This window comes from Oxalobacteraceae sp. CFBP 8761, assembly GCA_014841595.1.
In the GTDB taxonomy this organism is placed as follows: domain Bacteria; phylum Pseudomonadota; class Gammaproteobacteria; order Burkholderiales; family Burkholderiaceae_D; genus Telluria.
Genome location: JACYUE010000001.1, coordinates 583,367 through 599,609 on the forward strand (window position 1 = coordinate 583,367; position 16,243 = coordinate 599,609).

Annotated in this window: 12 protein-coding genes and 1 pseudogene; 8 read left to right on the top strand and 5 right to left on the bottom strand. The window is 62.0% G+C overall.

The window, feature by feature from the left end:
- The first annotated feature begins 232 nt into the window (after positions 1 to 232).
- Positions 233 to 679 carry a hypothetical protein gene (locus tag IFU00_02690; protein MBD8541187.1) on the top strand — a complete coding sequence of 149 codons (447 nt, stop codon included), beginning with the start codon at positions 233 to 235 and terminating at the stop codon, positions 677 to 679.
- Positions 680 to 754: 75 nt separating this feature from the next.
- Here IFU00_02690 and IFU00_02695 read toward each other — a convergent pair whose 3' ends face one another.
- The 4 genes from IFU00_02695 to IFU00_02710 are packed head-to-tail and all read right to left on the bottom strand — an operon-like array spanning position 755 to position 5,053.
- Positions 755 to 1,537, bottom strand: coding sequence for a Crp/Fnr family transcriptional regulator (locus tag IFU00_02695; GenBank protein MBD8541188.1), 783 nt, complete (start codon positions 1,535 to 1,537; stop codon positions 755 to 757).
- Between the two features lie 16 nt (positions 1,538 to 1,553).
- The gene (locus IFU00_02700) at positions 1,554 to 1,880 is read right to left on the bottom strand and encodes a hypothetical protein (protein ID MBD8541189.1); all 327 of its coding nucleotides are present in this window, start codon (positions 1,878 to 1,880) and stop codon (positions 1,554 to 1,556) included.
- Between the two features lie 39 nt (positions 1,881 to 1,919).
- On the bottom strand, positions 1,920 to 3,197 hold the full coding sequence (locus IFU00_02705; protein MBD8541190.1) for a tetratricopeptide repeat protein: 1,278 nt from the start codon (positions 3,195 to 3,197) through the stop codon (positions 1,920 to 1,922).
- An 11-nt stretch (positions 3,198 to 3,208) separates the two neighbouring features.
- The gene (locus IFU00_02710) at positions 3,209 to 5,053 is read right to left on the bottom strand and encodes an adenylate/guanylate cyclase domain-containing protein (protein MBD8541191.1); all 1,845 of its coding nucleotides are present in this window, start codon (positions 5,051 to 5,053) and stop codon (positions 3,209 to 3,211) included.
- Positions 5,054 to 5,318: 265 nt separating this feature from the next.
- On the opposite strand from IFU00_02710, the gene IFU00_02715 reads away from it, so the two are divergent.
- The 6 genes from IFU00_02715 to IFU00_02740 all read left to right on the top strand — a co-directional run bounded on the left by IFU00_02715 (position 5,319) and on the right by IFU00_02740 (position 14,412).
- Positions 5,319 to 6,740, top strand: a complete 1,422-nt coding sequence (locus IFU00_02715; GenBank protein ID MBD8541192.1) for a FecR domain-containing protein — start codon at positions 5,319 to 5,321, stop codon at positions 6,738 to 6,740.
- 371 nt (positions 6,741 to 7,111) lie between these two features.
- Positions 7,112 to 8,878, top strand: coding sequence for a DUF4214 domain-containing protein (locus IFU00_02720; protein MBD8541193.1), 1,767 nt, complete (start codon positions 7,112 to 7,114; stop codon positions 8,876 to 8,878).
- A gap of 257 nt (positions 8,879 to 9,135) precedes the next feature.
- Complete coding sequence (locus tag IFU00_02725; GenBank protein ID MBD8541194.1) at positions 9,136 to 11,043, top strand: type I secretion system permease/ATPase; 1,908 nt, start codon at positions 9,136 to 9,138, stop codon at positions 11,041 to 11,043.
- Positions 11,043 to 12,395 carry an HlyD family type I secretion periplasmic adaptor subunit gene (locus IFU00_02730; protein MBD8541195.1) on the top strand — a complete coding sequence of 451 codons (1,353 nt, stop codon included), beginning with the start codon at positions 11,043 to 11,045 and terminating at the stop codon, positions 12,393 to 12,395. The genes IFU00_02725 and IFU00_02730 overlap by 1 nt, the downstream gene beginning before the upstream one ends.
- Positions 12,396 to 12,398: 3 nt before the next feature.
- Positions 12,399 to 13,745: a TolC family outer membrane protein gene (locus IFU00_02735; protein MBD8541196.1), complete on the top strand. Its 1,347-nt coding sequence runs from the start codon at positions 12,399 to 12,401 to the stop codon at positions 13,743 to 13,745.
- A gap of 76 nt (positions 13,746 to 13,821) precedes the next feature.
- Positions 13,822 to 14,412 carry a DUF4214 domain-containing protein gene (locus IFU00_02740; GenBank protein MBD8541197.1) on the top strand — a complete coding sequence of 197 codons (591 nt, stop codon included), beginning with the start codon at positions 13,822 to 13,824 and terminating at the stop codon, positions 14,410 to 14,412.
- Between the two features lie 73 nt (positions 14,413 to 14,485).
- Here IFU00_02740 and IFU00_02745 read toward each other — a convergent pair.
- Positions 14,486 to 15,325: pseudogene (locus tag IFU00_02745) on the bottom strand (sulfurtransferase).
- Positions 15,326 to 15,556: 231 nt separating this feature from the next.
- Here IFU00_02745 and IFU00_02750 point away from each other — a divergent pair.
- Positions 15,557 to 16,240, top strand: a complete 684-nt coding sequence (locus IFU00_02750; protein ID MBD8541198.1) for a PEP-CTERM sorting domain-containing protein — start codon at positions 15,557 to 15,559, stop codon at positions 16,238 to 16,240.
- The last annotated feature ends 3 nt before the right edge of the window (positions 16,241 to 16,243 follow it).

Consider the following 16,243-nt stretch of genomic DNA (forward strand, 5'->3'; position numbering starts at 1 on the left):
TGCAGGCTGCAATAAGAGCGGAATTATACCGCACGGTCCTGCCTACAAATTGTTCAATTGTAACGACGTGTCATCGACTGTGGCAGGTGGTTTGCTTCGCCAAGGCACTTGTCAGCCACCGCTATTTGATCTCTGTTAAACCATTGGATCAGCATAAAAATCTTTCCGGTTTTGTCAGGTCTGACTCGATTACATGCACTTTCTGCAGTAATTCACCAACGAGGAGTACCTTATGACATTACGAAAAAGTCTGATTGGCGCGGGTTTCTTGCTGCCACTTTGCATGCAAGCTCAGGCGGCTGAGAAAACGACAATCTATTACGCACCGTCCGGCAATACTGTCATCGTGGTCGACGGTCTCGTTATCGGCAGGGCCACAAATTTTCAGCCTGTCAAACAACTGAAATTCCGGCCCACGATTGTTGTCGGAGATACACCCGAAGACCCCGGCGTTCCTGACACGCCCAATATTCCCGAACCAAGAGAGCCCAAACCTCCCAAGGATCCAACGCCCAAGGATCCAACGCCCAAGGATCCGCCGTGTTCAAGCGGTTGCTGCGACATTCTGTGCCCGCCTGGTCCGAAGATCGACCAGCGTGACCTGATCAAGTGGGCACCTGTCATCAAAAACACGAATGTCGTCAATATCAGCGACAGGGCGCTGAAAGGAATACGCTAGCAGTTTTCGCCGGGAGTACCCGCGGTGCCTGCCGAGGTGATCGTCACGAAGCGGGAGGGCGCGTCTGTACAGGATTCAGGATGAACCTTGTGCCAGCCGCTGCAGTGCGTCCGGATCGAGGATCACCAGGCGGTGCGCGTCCTTGAGCACGACCCCCTGCTGCGCCAGCACCAGCAGGGCGCGGGTGACCGTTTCGCGGCTGGTGTTGATCATGTTGGCGATGTCCTGGTGCGTTGGCAGGTTCTCGACCACACGCTGGCCTTCCTTGTCCTCGGTCTGCGGCATCAGCGCGATATAGGTGTAGATGCGGCGCGTCGTGTTGTTGATGCTGAGAAGCGCGCGGAATTCGGAATCGCGCTGGATCTTCTGGGCCAGGTGGCCGAGCATCTTGTGCGCCACCGACGGCGAGTGCGAGAACAGGTGCATCGCGGTCGAGGCTGGCAAGAACGCGACCAGCACCTCGGTCATGGCCACCACCGACGCCGAGCGGGTCGAGCCGTTGATCAGGGCGATCTCGCCAAAGAAGTCACCGGCCGCCAGCATGCGCAGGCCGACCGCGCGCCCGTCTTCGGTCACGTCGACCACTTGCAACTGGCCCGAAAGCAGGAACAGCAGTGCATCGGCGACGCCGCCCTTGTGCAGGACCACCGTGCGTTTCGGGAAATGGCGGTAACGCATCTCGCTCTTGACGCGCGCGATGTCTTCGTCACTCAGCTCGGAAAACAGCGGAATCTTGCGCAGGTGGACCTGGACCTGGTGTTCCTGGAGTTGCGGCGCAGCGCCAACGGCCGCTTCTTGCGCAGGCGCGGCAGCGGCGGCAGCGGCGGATTTCAGGGAAAGCTTGGCGCTGGTACTCATGGATGTGTCGGTCTCGTCAAAAATGCCCGGCCACGAAGACGGCCAGGGCGGCGCAGCCGATGCCGGCCGCATTGGCAGCCAGATCGCGCCAGCAGAAGCGGCGATCCGGCACCAGGGCTTGCAGGCATTCGATCAACCAGCCGAACACCAGCAGGCCAGCCATCCACCATGCTGCCTCGACACCGTCCTGCGCAATGCGCAGGGCCAGCACGGTCAACAGCGCGAAGGCGCCAAAATGCATCAGTTTATCGTTCGGCAGAGGCGGCAGCCAGCGGTTGGGCACCAGACACCCGGCCAACAGTCCGAGCGACGCGCAGACCAACAAAATCGCTTCCAGTCTCACCAGAGGGTCCTCTACAAATCAGGACCGCGATTGTACCGCCTATGGCGTATGCCATTGCCAGCTCAACTGCAGTTGGCGATTATTGTACTGAAAGATCGAGATGTTCTCGCGGTTGCGCACTGCGCGGGCCTCCAGAACGATACGCTGCTGCTTGCCGATCTGGTACGTCAGCGAGGCGCGCAGCACCTGCGTGCGCTGGGCGCGTACCTGGTCGATCAGGAGCTCGGGCGAATAGGGACTGGCGCTGTCCCAGCTCTGGCGGGTATAGGCCAGTTCGCCGGTCGTGCTCCAGCCGAGCGGGCGGCGCAGGTTCAGGCTGACATAGGCGCCATGCCGGTTGCCGCCGGGGCGATCGGCCAGCGCGCGGTCGGACTGTACGCCCGCAGTCAGGGTGGCGCTGAGGTCACCCGTGTAGTGGCTCAGCAGCGCGCGTGCCTCGATCAGGTTGGCGTCGAACGCGCTCAGAGTGGCGTAGTCGGTGCGAGTGGCCGCGCCGATCAGGTGCAACTGGGTGCGTGGCGGCAGCGGCACGGGTGGCGTCACGCGCACCTGGGCCTGGCCCTGGCGCTGGTACAGATGGCCGCCCATGCCCGTGAGTCCGAGCGAGGCGGTGCCGCGTACCAGCCATGTACCCAGCCGCCACGGCGATTCGACGCCGCCGAACAGTGCCGTGGTGTCGTAGTCGTGCAGGCTGTCGTAGCGCCGGCCCTGGAATTGCAGAAAACCGAGTGTGCCGTTGGCCGTGATGTCACGCAGGTAGTCGGCGCTCACTTGCGTGTAGCCGTCATGCTTGGGCAAAAAATCGGCCAGCAGTGGCAGTTCGACCGTACCGTCCGGACCTTCGACGATGAACGTCGAATTGCTTGCGCCCTGGTTCACGTTATCGTCGACGCCGCGGCTGACGCTGATGGCGGCAGTGCTCGCCGGCGTCCAGCGCACGCAGCCGGTGTCGCGCGCCTCGGCGATCAGTTCGAGGATTTCACGGCGCGGATTGAAGCGGGTTTCGACATTGGCGAACAGGCGCTCGGCTTCATCGCCCTGGCCCAGGCTGCACTGGATCAGCGCCAGGTCGAGCCAGGCGCCGGCGTGCTGCGGCACGATGCCGATCAGGCGTGTCATCTGCTCCGACGCATCGCTCTTGCGGCCTTCGGCCAGCGACTGCAGGGCTTCCTGATACAGTAGTTCTTCCGCCGTATGCCCGGATGGACGGGGCAGGGCAGCGTCTTCAGGGCTGGCGCCAGGCGACGGGCTGCCCGATTGCGCGAGCGCACCGTTGCAGGCCAGTGCCAGGCAGAGGCCCGCTATCGCGCGCACGATGAGGGTCTGGTTCACGATGCCTGCTCCGGCGCGGCGCTGCTGGCTTGCAGACTGGGTTCGAATGTATACAAAGGGGTAGCTCTTTCTTTGCCGCGCAGCAGGCGCTCGCCCAGGGCGAGGAAACGGTGGCGCTCACTGCGCTCGACCGTTCCCGGACCGATAATGACATTGTGCGTGAAATCACGCGCGACCTGCTCCAGGCGGGCGGCCGTATTGACGCCGTCGCCGACCGCAGTATAGATGCTGCGAAACATCGTGCCAAAGTCGCCCGCCATCGCGGCGCCGCTTTCGATCCCGATCCGCACCCGCAGCGGTTGGTAACCCTGACGCACCCGGCTTGCGCTGAGTTCGTCGACGCGCACCTGGATCGCGCGCGCCGCATCGAGCGCCAGGTCGGCATGCTCGGCCTGCGGCAACGGTGCGCCCCAGAACGCCATCATCCCGTCGCCCGTGTATTTGTCGAGCGTGCCCTGGTGATCGATCACGGGGCCGGTCAGGCAATCGAGGAAGTCGCGCGTGAGCGTGGCCGCTGCTTCCACCGGCAGCGTCTCGACCTGGCTCGTGTACCCTTCCATGTCGGCCACGAGCGTAGTCACGTCGCAGCGGCGCGGGCGCAGCGGGTCTTCTTCTTCGCTGCGCAGCAATTGCTCGACAACGGCTGGCGCCACGTATTGCCGCAGCGTCTGCAGCAGGTGGCGCGAGCGGCGCTGGGCCTGCTGCCAGCCGTAGGGCACCGCCACCGCCAGCAGGAACAGATTGGTGCCCAGCGGCCCCACTGGCGCGAACACCGGGTCGTGCGGCGCCACGATGTAAGCCAGTCCCAGCCACAAGGCCGAACTGGCGCCCAGCAGCAATACGCAATTGGCGGCCGACAGGCGCGGGAAGGCGAGCGTGCAGGCGACGCACGACGCCAGCGCAAACAGGCAGGCGATCAGGCGCCCCGGCCACGGCGCCGGTTGCTTGCCTTCCTGGCGGTCAAGCAGGGCCGACAGGATGGTGGCTTGTACACCGAGCCCCGGGCGGTTGGCGGCGAGCGGCGTCGAAACCCGGTCACCCATGCCCAGCGACGATGAGCCGATCAGCACCAGGCGCTCGCTGGCGCCCTCGGGGGCAATGCGCTGGGCCAGGATGTCGCCGGCACTGACCACCGTATAGGCGCGCCAGTCCCGTGTATAGGGAATGCGCATCAGGCCGGCGTTGTCGACGGCCAGCGCCGGCTGCCCGGTGCAGCAGTTGACCAGGGCCAGTCCAAGCGCCGGATACGCCTTGCCGCCAAAGCGCGTCACCAGCGGCACATGGCGCAGGGCGCCATCGGCATCGGGGATGAAACCGATCGCGCCGACATGCGGCGCCCGCGCCAGCCCCGGGTAGTTGCCGATGAAGCCGGTGGCCGGCACGCCGCCGGCCTGGCCGGCGATCGCGCCGCCCAGGTGGCCGTCGAGCACCGGCTGCGGCCGGTTGCCGGCAAAGTCGAAATCGAAGGCCTGGGCCGGCACCAGCGGACCGTGCGCGGCGAGCAGGGCCAGGCGCATGTCGCCATCGGTACCGCTCGCGGCCGGCAGCAGGATGTCGAGGGCGACGCCGCGCGCGGCGTAGCGGGTGAGCAGGATTTCTACAAGGTGCGCCAGGCGCTCGCGCGGCCAGGGCCATGGACCGAGTTCGCGCAGCGAGGCTTCATCGATATCGACGACCAGGATGCGCGCTTCGGGCGCAGTGCTGACCTGCAGGCGCAGAAACGCATCGCGCAGCCATTCATTGGGCAGGAAGGCCACCTGGTTGAGGCCAATCCGCGACCACCTGTTGTCAGATGGCGACACGCCCGCCGTGGTGCTCCACTGTGTCCAGAGAGTGACCATCAAAGCCAGCGCAGCGATGATCCAGCGGCCACGGGTACGTGCTTGCGTTCTCGGTTCAGCCACGCGCTGCGCTCTTGTCAAAGAATTGGTTGGTGAAGTGTAGTGACGCAGTATAACTGGTCGCATTGCCCGATTGCATTGTTTATTTGGAAATATCGCACACTGAAATGCCCATATCGGCACGGTTCCTTTACGATAGAATGTGATAACCGTCACAGCAGCGCGTCAAGGCGACGCGGTACAGTGGGAAGGAAAGGGGTCTATCTTGCACAAATTATTCATTACCGCCACGCTTGCATGCGCCGCGCAGTTTGCCCATGCCGCCGAGGCGGGCAAGATCATTTTCGTAACCGGCGCAGCCTCGGCCGGCGAGCGCGCGGCCGTCGAAGGCGCGCGCGTCGAAGAAGGGCAGATGCTGTCCACGGGCGCCGATGGTTATATGTATGTGAAGACAGCCGACAATGGCCTCTTCATCCTGCGCCCACAGACCCGGGCCCGCATCGTCACGTACCAGATCGACAAGCAGAACCCCGCCAACACCCGCGTCAAGTTCGAGCTGCTCAGTGGTACCGCGCGCAGCAAGTCGGGCGAGGCCGTCAAGCAGGCGCGCCAGAACTTCCGCTTCAATACGCCCGTGGCGGCCATCGGCGTGCGCGGCACCGATTTCACGGTCACGACCGACAACGACACGTCGCGCGTCTCCGTGTTTTCGGGCGGCGTCGTCGTGAGCGGCTTCGTGGGCAGTTGCCGGCCAGACGGGGCAGGGCCGTGCGAAGGCGGTGCCAGCCGTGAACTGAGCGCGGCCCAGCGCGGGCAACTCGTGCAGGTCACGCGTGGCCAGGCTGCGCCGCAGGTGCTTGAAGCGGGCGGCCAGAGCCCGGACCAGGCCGCCCCGCCGCGTCCCGATGAACCCCTGACCAAGAAGGATGCCGACCAGCCAAAGGTCAATGTCGAGGTAGCCAAGAACATCGGCCTGAACACCGCCATCGACAAGGTCGTCAATCCTGGGCCTGCCGAGCCGGCGAACCCGCCGGTCGACCTGCCTGACGTGGAAACGCCGGTCGTGGTGGTCCCGGTGCCTGAAACCCCGGTCACGCCAGGGCCTGCGCCAACGCCGGTACCCGAGACGCCGGTGTCGCCGCTGCCGCCGGTCGGTGTGCCGAACCCGGCCGAGCGCTTTGCCATCTGGGGACGCTGGCAACCGGTGAACGGCGATGCGGCGCCGTTCGACTTTGCCGCACAAGATGCAAAGAATGAACGGATTGCGCTCAATGGTTATTTCGCACTGTTCCGTACGCCAGGTAAAGAGTATGTCGCGCCAAATAACGGCAGCGTCGGATTCAGCCTGCGCAGCAGTGAGGCATATGTCATGACCGAATATGGCAACGGCATTATCGTGACCGCGCCAGCGACCTTGTCGAATGGTGCGCTGAACGTCGATTTCGCGAAACGCAGTTTCAACACCAATATGGATCTGACCACGCGCAGCGATATCGTCAAGCTGCGTGGTGACGGCACGGTCAGCAGCGACGGTCGCCTGCGAGGTGATGCTGCCGGGCGTCAGGGGTATTTGAACATTCAGGGACTGCTGACCAATGAACGGGGTTCGTCGTCGACTGCGGCAACGATCTTCGACGGGCGCATCGATGATCGCCGCACCGTCAATGGCGGTGCGACCTGGCGTTGACCTTTGTCTATCCGATAATAAAAAAACCCGGGATTCCGGGTTTTTTTATGTAATGGGAATTAATGGCTGAGTATATTTAACCTGGTTTTTGTTTCAAGATGTAACGACGAGAATGATTATCAAAGTACAAGATTCTGAGTGTACCCTGTGATAATTGAAGAGAATCTCCGGAGAGAATCGGTTTGATCCCGCAACTTTGTCTGGAAATTGTCATTTTTTAGGAAAACTTGGTCATTACTGTGATGGCCGTCACACGAGTCATGCCGACGTATCTGTCATGATGCGGCTCGTTGGACTTCAAGAGTGTCCTCGGCTCTTGCAATAAAGAATCAACATTCGATCGATCGATCTCATTTTTTTTGGAGTTACACATGGCTATCGTCACCACCCACGTTGCAGCAGTTCAACAAATGTACGTCGCTTACTTCGGTCGTCCTGCTGACACCGCAGGCCTGGACTACTGGACCAACGTCGTTGAAGCCAACGCCGGCGCAACCGCTGCAGTGTCGGCCGCTTTCGCCGCATCGCCAGAATACATCGTGACCTACTTCGGTCAGACCAACACCCAGATCGTCAACAACATCTATCAAAACCTGTTCGGTCGCGACGCTGATGCAGCTGGCCGCACCTACTGGGCAAACCTGCTGACCAACGGCACCATCAAGGTCGACACCATCGTTGCTGAAGTTGCAAAAGCAGCACTGACCACCGACGCAGAAGCCGTCGAAAACAAGGTCGCTGCTTCGACCGCCTTCACCGCTCAGCTGGACACCGCCGCTGAAAACGCAGGCTACGCTGGTAACTCGGCACTGACCCTGGCTAAAGCGTTCATCAAGTCGGTCACCACCGACGCAACCCTGACGACCGCAATCACCCCAGCTAATCTGACCGCACAAGTTGCTGCTGTCGTCAAAGCCGGCACCCCATTCACGCTGGCTGGCGGCCTGGCTGCTGTCGAAGCTGCTGATGACAACCTGGCTACTTTCCTGGAAGACAACTCGTTCGCATCCGCAGCTGCTGCTTCGACCGCAATCACGACTGCTGAAACCAACGCAATCGCTGCAGTTGACGCTGAAGTCACCGGCACCTACACCGGTGCAACCAGCTCGGTGCAAGCTGCTCTGATCGCTGATCAGCGCACTGCCAACACCAAAGCACTGGCCGATGCCAACACCGCACTGACCACCGCCAATGCTAACGCTGCTGCCATCACCGGCCTGAGCGCTGCAATCGCTAACCAGCGCGCTGCAGTTGCTGCTAACGCAGCTGCAATCGAACTGGCTGAAGAGACCCAGGTTGAACTGAACGTTGCTTCTGCTGCACTGGAAGCGCGCGTTGGTACCCTGGAATTCGCTCCAACCATCACCGCACCTGCAACCGGCTCGACCGTGGTTGTGATGTTCGACAACGCTGGTACCGACGTCAACCTGATTTCGATCAACGCTGCTGGTAACTTCGTCCTGGCACCCGGCGCGACCGAAGCCAAGTACCCAGGCGTGACCGCTCTGCGTGACGCACTGGCTGCTGACTTCACCGCTGATGCTGATGCTGTCTTCGCTGCTGACGACCTGGCCGACGCAAACGCTGACCCAGTCCTGGGTGGTGCCAATGCAGATGAAGTCGCTGCTGTCACCGCTGCTTACACCGCAATCACCGCTGCCAACACCAACATCACCGAACTGGCTGATGCGATTGCTGACCTGACCGAAGCGCGCGCTCTGAAGACCGAGCTGGCTGCTCTGAACAAAGCAATCGTCGATGCTGACGCTGCATTCACCACCGCTGGCTACGCTACCCCAGTGACCCTGGACAATGCTTCGGCAGCTGCAACCTCGGGTTCGGACATCTTCCTGCTGGGCGATGAAGCTGCTGTTACCATCAGCGCCTTCGGCCGCTCGGGTTCGGACGCTCTGGTCATCGGCAACGGCTACACCGTGAACACCGGCGCCCTGAGCACCGGCGTTGACACCGCCCTGGAAGTCTTCTTCATCCAGAACGGTACCCGTACCGAAGTCCACGTCGAAGACAAAGCCTTCGGCTCGGCTAGCGGCGACGTCACCGTCATCACCCTGATCGGTGTCGACGCAACCGACCTGCAACTGACCGACGGCATCATCTCGCTGAAGGCAGGCGCCTAATTATCCAGCCCGCTTCGGCGGGCTTGGTAACGCCAAAACCCGCCACCGCAAGGTGGCGGGTTTTTTTACGCCTGTCTTGTGTGAGTCTGTTGTGGACGCGATGCGACTGAATGTAGTCAGAAAGCTCATAATTTGTGATCTCTGTCACAAATTTTGAAGGTTATACGGCATAATGAACGCGCTAAGTGGTTGCTTGTATTCCGGCAACATGCAGGGTCAACCAGCCCTGGCCCGATTCTGCCTTCAGACCATCGTCCATGAAAAAACTGCTAAACGCTAATAACGAAATCGAACGCGCATTGCTCGCGTTCAAGAGCACCTTCATTACCATCGGGGTGTTCAGCGCGATCATCAATGTCCTGATGCTCACGCCGTCCCTGTACATGCTGCAGGTGTACGACCGGGTGCTGGCCAGCCGCAATGAGATCACGCTGCTGATGCTCACCTTGCTGATGCTGGGCGCGTTCCTGTTCATTGGCTGCCTCGAGGTCGTGCGCTCGTTCGTGCTGGTGCGTGTTGGCGCCAAGTTCGACATGATGCTCAACAAGCGCATTTACACCGCTGCGTTCGAGCAAAACCTCAAGCAGAGCGGCGGCAATGCCGGCCAGGCGCTGAGCGACCTGACCAGCCTGCGCCAGTTCTTGACTGGCAATGCGTTGTTCGCCTTCTTCGATGCGCCATGGTTCCCGATCTATTTGTTCGTCATCTTCCTGTTCGAGCCGGCACTTGGCTGGTTTGCGCTGGGCGGCACGATCATTCTGATCGTCCTGGCCGTCGTCAACGAACGCGTCACGCGCGCGCCACTGTCCGAGGCGAACTCGATGGCCGTGGCTGCCAGTGCGATGGCCACCAACAATCTGCGCAATGCCGAAGTCATCGAATCGATGGGCATGCTGCCGAACCTGATGGGCCGCTGGTTCAAGACCCATGGCAAGTTCCTGTCGCTGCAGGCCGATGCCAGCCAGAAGGCGGGCACCATTGGCGCCATCACCAAGTTCGTCCAGACCGCGTTGCAATCGCTCGTGCTCGGCTTTGGCGCACTGCTGGTCCTGGAAAACAAGATTACCCCCGGCATGATGATTGCCGCATCGATTCTGGTCGGCCGCACGCTGTCGCCGGTGCAGCAAGTGATTGGCGTCTGGAAGAGCTGGAGCAGCACCCGCAGCGCGCATGAGCGCCTGACCAAGCTGCTGGAAACCAACCCGGCACGTGCTGCCGGCATGGCGCTGCCGAAACCGGAAGGCAAGCTGACGGTCGAAGCCATCACGGCAGCACCACCGGGCGTCACCACGCCGATCGTGCGCAATCTGAGCTTTGGCATCGTGGCTGGCGACGTGCTGGGCGTGATCGGCCCGAGCGGCTCGGGCAAGTCGACGCTGGCGCGCCTGCTGGTGGGCGTATGGCCGGCGATGATGGGCAAGGTCCGTCTCGACGGCGCCGACATCTATCAGTGGAACAAGGCGGAGCTGGGCCCGAACATCGGCTACTTGCCACAGGACATCGAACTATTCAGCGGTACCGTCAGCGAAAATATCGCCCGTTTTGGCGAAGTCGATGCCGAGAAAGTCGTCACCGCCGCCCAGCGCGCCGGTGTGCACGAGATGATTCTGCGCTTGCCGAAGGGTTACGACACGCCGCTGGGCGACGCGGGTGGCGGCCTGTCCGGCGGCCAGAAGCAGCGCCTGGGCCTGGCACGCGCCATGTACGACGATCCGGCCCTGATCGTGCTCGACGAACCGAACTCGAACCTCGATGAAGTCGGCGAACAGGCACTCGTCACCGCCGTGCTCGAACTGCGCAAGCGCGGCAAGACCATCGTGTTGATCACGCACCGTCCAAGCATCCTGGGCGTGACCACCAAACTGCTGGTCATGAAAGATGGCATGGTTCAGGCCTTTGGCCCGACCCAGCAGGTAATGACGGCGATGCAGGAAGCGAGCCAGAAAGCCGTCGAAGCGGCCCAACAGCGCGTTGCACAGCAGGGTGGCGCGAAGCCGGCTGCCGAGAAAACTCACCGGTCGCGCTATGCCGTGCCCGAGCGCCTCGCCCCCGATGCCGCCGCCACGCCACCGCAAGCCCCAACCGCACCCGCTGCCCCGGCAGCCCCTGCAGCGCCTGCTGCCCCCGTTGCGACTGCAGCGCCAGCACCTGGAGAAACTAACTGATGAAGTTGCTTAAGAAAGATGCAGCGGACGTCATTACCCATGACGTGACCCCGCTCGAAGTAAAGACGGATGCGCGCGCATTTGCCCGCATCGGCTGGCTGGTCGTCCTGCTCGGCTTTGGCGGCTTCATGCTGTGGGCCCTGCTGGCGCCGCTCGACAAGGGCGTGCCATTGTCCGGCACCGTGGCCAGCGAATCGAATCGCCAGGCCGTGCAGCACCTGAGCGGCGGTACCGTTCAGGAATTGCTGGTGCGCGATGGCGATGTTGTCAAGAAGGGCCAGGTGCTGGTGCGCATGAATCCAATCGTGGCCCAGTCCGCAGTGCAAGCCACTGAAGCGCAATACCTGTCGGCTCTGGCGAGCGTTTCGCGCCTGCTGGCCGAGCGCGATGGTTCCCGCACGATCAAGTGGCCCGCCGACCTGGAATCACGCCGCAGCGAACCGCGCATCAGTGAGCTGATGAGCTCGCAAGAACAATTGCTGATGTCGCGCCAGGGTGCGCTGCAAAACGAATTGTCGGGTGTCGACGCCAGTATCGAAGGCCTCAAGATGCAGATCACCGGTCTGCAGGAATCGCGCGACAGCAAGAAGGAGCAGGTCGGTTTCCTGAAAGAGCAGCTCGGCGGCATGCGCGACCTGGCCAAGGAAGGCTACGTCGCCCGCAACCGCCTGCTTGATCTGGAGCGTACCTATGCCCAGCTCGGCGGCGCCATTTCGGAAGACATCGGCAATATCGGCCGCTCGCAGCGCCAGGTGGTCGAACTGACCATGCGCCGCGCGCAGCGCCTGCAGGAATACCAGAAGGAAGTGCGCAGCCAGCTCAACGACCAGCAACGCGAAGCCGAAGGGCAGCATGCCCGCCTGATGGCCCAGCGCTTCGAGCTGACCAACGTCGCGGTGCGCTCGCCTGCCGACGGCACCGTGGTCGGCCTGGCCGTGTTTACCAACGGCGGCGTCGTACCGTCTGGCTTCAAGATGATGGACATCGTCCCGAGCAACGCACCGTTGATCATTGACGGCCGTCTGCCGACCAATCTGGTCGACAAGGTTCATGCAGGCTTGCCGGTCGAGCTCATCTTCTCGGCTTTCAACACCAACAAGACCCCGCACATCGACGGTGAGCTGACCCATATTTCGGCCGACAGCGCCGTCGATGAAAAAACCGGTGTCCCGTATTACAAGGTGCACGTCAAGGTGGCACCGGCCGGTGAAAAGAAAATCATCGCGAACAATATGGATATCCGTTCCGGCATGCCGGTCGAACTGTTCGTCAAGACGGGTGAGCGCACGATGATGAGCTACCTGTTCAAGCCGATCATGGACCGTGCCCACACGGCCCTGAGCGAGGAGTAAGCGATGACGTCCATTCGTACCTCCCGCCTGCGCACCCTGGTGGCCGGCGCGCTGCTGGCCGCTGCTGCGGGCAGCGCCGGCGCGATCACGCTCGAGCAGGCCTACCAGGCCGCGCTCAAGAACGATCCGGTGTTTCGCATGCGCTACTTCGAGAACGAGAGCGGCAAGGAAAACCGCATTCTCGGCCGCGCGCAGTTGCTGCCGCAGATTTCGGCCAGCCATTCGTTCAACCGCAACATCACGGACCTGCTGCAGCCTACCAACGTTCCGAACGTCCAGAGCCTGAGCCACCCGCGTTACCTGAGCCGCTCGTCGGTCGTGCAGCTGCGCCAGCCGTTGTTCAATATGGATGGCATCCAGCGCTACCGCCAGGGCAAGGTGCAAAGCGAGCAGGCCGAACAAGCCTACGAAGCAGGCCTGGATGAAGTCTCGGTGCGCGTCGTCAGCGCCTATATGGACGCACTGTTTGCCGAAGACCAGCTGGCGCTGGCGCGTGTGCAGCGCGATGCCTACGTCGAGCATCAAAAAGTAAACACCCGCCTGTTTCAGCTGGGCGAGGGCACCCGCACCGACATGCTCGAAATCCAGGCCCGGCTCGACCTGGCCGAGGCCCAGCTGGTCGAGGCGCAGGACAATGTGGTCGCCGTGCGCAACACGCTGGCCGGCGTGATCGGCACCGACCCCGGCTCGCTCGACCAGCTGGCCGAGAACTTCCGTCCGGTCACGCTCAATGTGGGCAGTTTCGAAGAATGGCGCAGCCTGGCGCTGGCGCGCAACAACACGCTGGCCGCCACGCGCCTGGGCGTGGAAAACGCGCGCCTGGACATCAACCGCAACCGCGCCGGGCACCTGCCACGCGTGGATCTGGTGGCTGCCTACAGCAAGAACGACAGTGAAACGCTGAATCTTCGTGGCACCGAATCGACCAACCGCGCGGTGGGCTTCCAGGTCAACTTCCCGATCTATTCAGGTGGTTCGGTCAATGCCACCACGCGCCAGGCCGCAGCCAATCTGGGCCGCGCCCAGGCCGAGCTCGATGCACGCAGCAACGAGATCCTGATTGAGCTGCGCCGCGCGCACGACCTCGTGCTCAGCAGCGGGCGCAAGATCGATGCGCTGGTCAAGGCCGTCGATTCGGGCAAGCTCCTGATGACCGCCACCCAGCAGAGCATCAAGGGTGGCGTGCGCATCAACCTCGACCTGCTCAATGCACAGCAGCAGTTGTTCACCAGCCAGCGCGACCTGGCCCAGGCCCGGTATTCCTACCTCGTCGGCCTGATGCGCCTGCGCTCTGCCGCCGGCACGCTCGAGCCGGAATCGATTCGCGAAATCGCGGCGTTCTTCCGCTGATCCTGCCGGACGGATTTGCACTGCACTTGCCTCGATTGGATTAATATCAATTTATTACCAATCGAGGAACGCTTCCATGGCCGTCAATGCACTCGAAGTCCAGCAACTCTACGTCGCCTACTTTGGCCGCCCGGCCGATCCTGTCGGGCTCGATTACTGGATGGATACACTGGCCGGGAATGTGGTGACACCCGATGATATTTCGCGCTCCTTTGCCGAGTCAAAGGAATACCGCGACAACTACAGCCACATGGACAGCCGCACCGTGGTCACCAAAATCTACGACCACCTGTTCGGGCGCGACGCCGAAGCCGTCGGTATCACCTATTGGGCTGACCTGATCGACCGTGGCGTCATCGCGATCGACGACGCGGTCAGGGAAATTTCAGAAGCGGCGGTTGGCGCCGATGCAATCGTGTTCAACGGCAAGGCGGCTGTGGCCACCGTCTTCACGCTGCGCCTCGATACGCCGAACGAAGTAGCAGCCTACGGCCGCGATGCGGGATTGGCGCTGGCCATGGAATTTCTCGCCACCGTCAAGGATGCCAAAAGCGCGCTCGACGCGGCCGACCCGGTCGTGGTCGATGCGTGGATCGCGCGCATCGTGGGCGCCGACGGCACCGCCATCGAGGATGTGGGCCTGGTCGGCGTGGTGCCGCTGGCTTGAATCAGGCCGCGGCCTCGCCGGCTGCTGCCTCGCCGGCTGCTGCCTCGCCGGCTGCAGCCTGGCCAGCGTTGCTGCTGCCGATGCAGTGCGGGCATGACACGCCATACACATAACTCGGCGCAAGTTGCTGGCGCGGCGTCACCACGGCGCGGCAGGCGAAGCACTGCACGGTTTCGGTCGGCTCGAGCTTCGGATTGAGCGCGGTGCGGTAGTCGAACACGAAGCAGTCGCCCGTGTAGTGCGCGCCGCCGACGTCCTCGAAGTACTTCAGGATGCCGCCCTCCAGCTGGTACACGCGCTCGTAGCCGATTTCTTTCATGTGGATTGCCGCTTTTTCGCAGCGGATGCCGCCGGTGCAGAAGGTCACGACCGTCTTGCCAGCCAGTGCATCGCGGTGCTGCGCCGCGACCTCGGGGAACTCGGTGAACTTGTCGATGCGGTAGTCGAGCGTGTTTTCGAACGTGCCGACGTCGACTTCGAAGGCATTGCGCGTTTCCATCATCACAACCTCGACGCCGTCGTCATCGTGGCCCTGGTCGAGCCAGCGCTTGAGCGTGACGGGATCGACCGCCGGCGCCCGGCCCAGTTCGGGCTTGATGAGCGGCATGCGCATCGTGATGATCTCTTTCTTGATCTTGACCAGCATGCGCTTGTGCGACTGTTCGGTCGACAGGCTTTCTTTCCATGTCAGGTCGGCCAGGCGGGCATCGCTGCGCACCCAGTCCAGGTACGCGTCGATGTGCTCGCGCGTACCCGACAAGAACATGTTGATGCCTTCCGGCGTGAGCAGCACCGTGCCCTTCAGGGCAAGCTCATTGCACAGCGCCTGGTATTGCGGGCGCAAGGTTTCCAGATCGTCGAGCGTGACAAATTTGTAGGCGGCGATGTTGACGTACTGTTGAGCGGAAGACATGGCGATAAAGAAGAAAAAGCGGTGAACGGACAGGCCGATATTATAAGTCAGTCAGCCGCGCCAACCGTCAGGAGCCTGCCATATGCTTGTCGAATAGATTTACACTATTGCTTCATAGCATTGATGAATATCAAATAAGTCATTGATTTGTATGGTAGGTAACTGCCTGGCATCAAGTTTGCTTATAGGAGGGCTGCGCTGTACAAACTTTGATCAACTAGGAAAACAACAATGATCCGTAATATCGCTCTGCTGGCCCTTTCGCTGACTGCCGGTGCCGCTTCGGCCGCTACCATTCCTGCAACGCTGACCTTCAACTCGGACAGCAACACTGCCTACACCAATGTGATGCCGGCAGCCCAGAGCGGCAGCGTGCTGATCGACTTCAACTTCACCTACACGGGCGCAACGGTCGACAACAACGATTTCCTGGCTCTGTGGTTTGGCAACTCGAATAACCTGGGTCAAGCCTACAAAGGCCCGAACGTCGGCTTCAAGGCAAACTGCGGCACTGGCCGCTGCACCAATGACCTGTTCGCACGCCTGGGCGGCGAAAGCGGCCCGTTCATGAACAACAGCAACCTGGTTGCAGGCACCACCTACAACATCTTCGCGAACCTGTACAAGGCCGCTGGCTCGACGACCTACAACCGCTTCGACATGTGGCTCAATGCAACGGCTGCCGAAAAGGCGTCGCTGACCGGCGCCGACCTGAAGGCAACCGGCAACACGAACCTGGCGTCGTTCAACACGATCGGCGTTCGTACCCTGGGTCTGGACAAAGGCCTGAGCGTGAACGTGAATAATCTGCGCGTCACCGGACTCGAGTCTGAAGTGCCTGAGCCAAGCAGCGTTGCCCTGATGGGTCTGGCACTGGCTGGCCTGGCATTCACCCGTCGCAACAAGCGCGGCTGATTG

Coding starts and splice junctions, on each gene's coding strand:
- IFU00_02710 (MBD8541191.1), bottom strand. CDS start 5,053: ATGGTCACTCTCTGGACACAGTGGAGCACCACGGCGGGCGTGTCGCCA.
- IFU00_02725 (MBD8541194.1), top strand. CDS start 9,136: ATGAAAAAACTGCTAAACGCTAATAACGAAATCGAACGCGCATTGCTC.
- IFU00_02720 (MBD8541193.1), top strand. CDS start 7,112: ATGGCTATCGTCACCACCCACGTTGCAGCAGTTCAACAAATGTACGTC.
- IFU00_02730 (MBD8541195.1), top strand. CDS start 11,043: ATGAAGTTGCTTAAGAAAGATGCAGCGGACGTCATTACCCATGACGTG.
- IFU00_02740 (MBD8541197.1), top strand. CDS start 13,822: ATGGCCGTCAATGCACTCGAAGTCCAGCAACTCTACGTCGCCTACTTT.
- IFU00_02735 (MBD8541196.1), top strand. CDS start 12,399: ATGACGTCCATTCGTACCTCCCGCCTGCGCACCCTGGTGGCCGGCGCG.
- IFU00_02695 (MBD8541188.1), bottom strand. CDS start 1,537: ATGAGTACCAGCGCCAAGCTTTCCCTGAAATCCGCCGCTGCCGCCGCT.
- IFU00_02750 (MBD8541198.1), top strand. CDS start 15,557: ATGATCCGTAATATCGCTCTGCTGGCCCTTTCGCTGACTGCCGGTGCC.
- IFU00_02690 (MBD8541187.1), top strand. CDS start 233: ATGACATTACGAAAAAGTCTGATTGGCGCGGGTTTCTTGCTGCCACTT.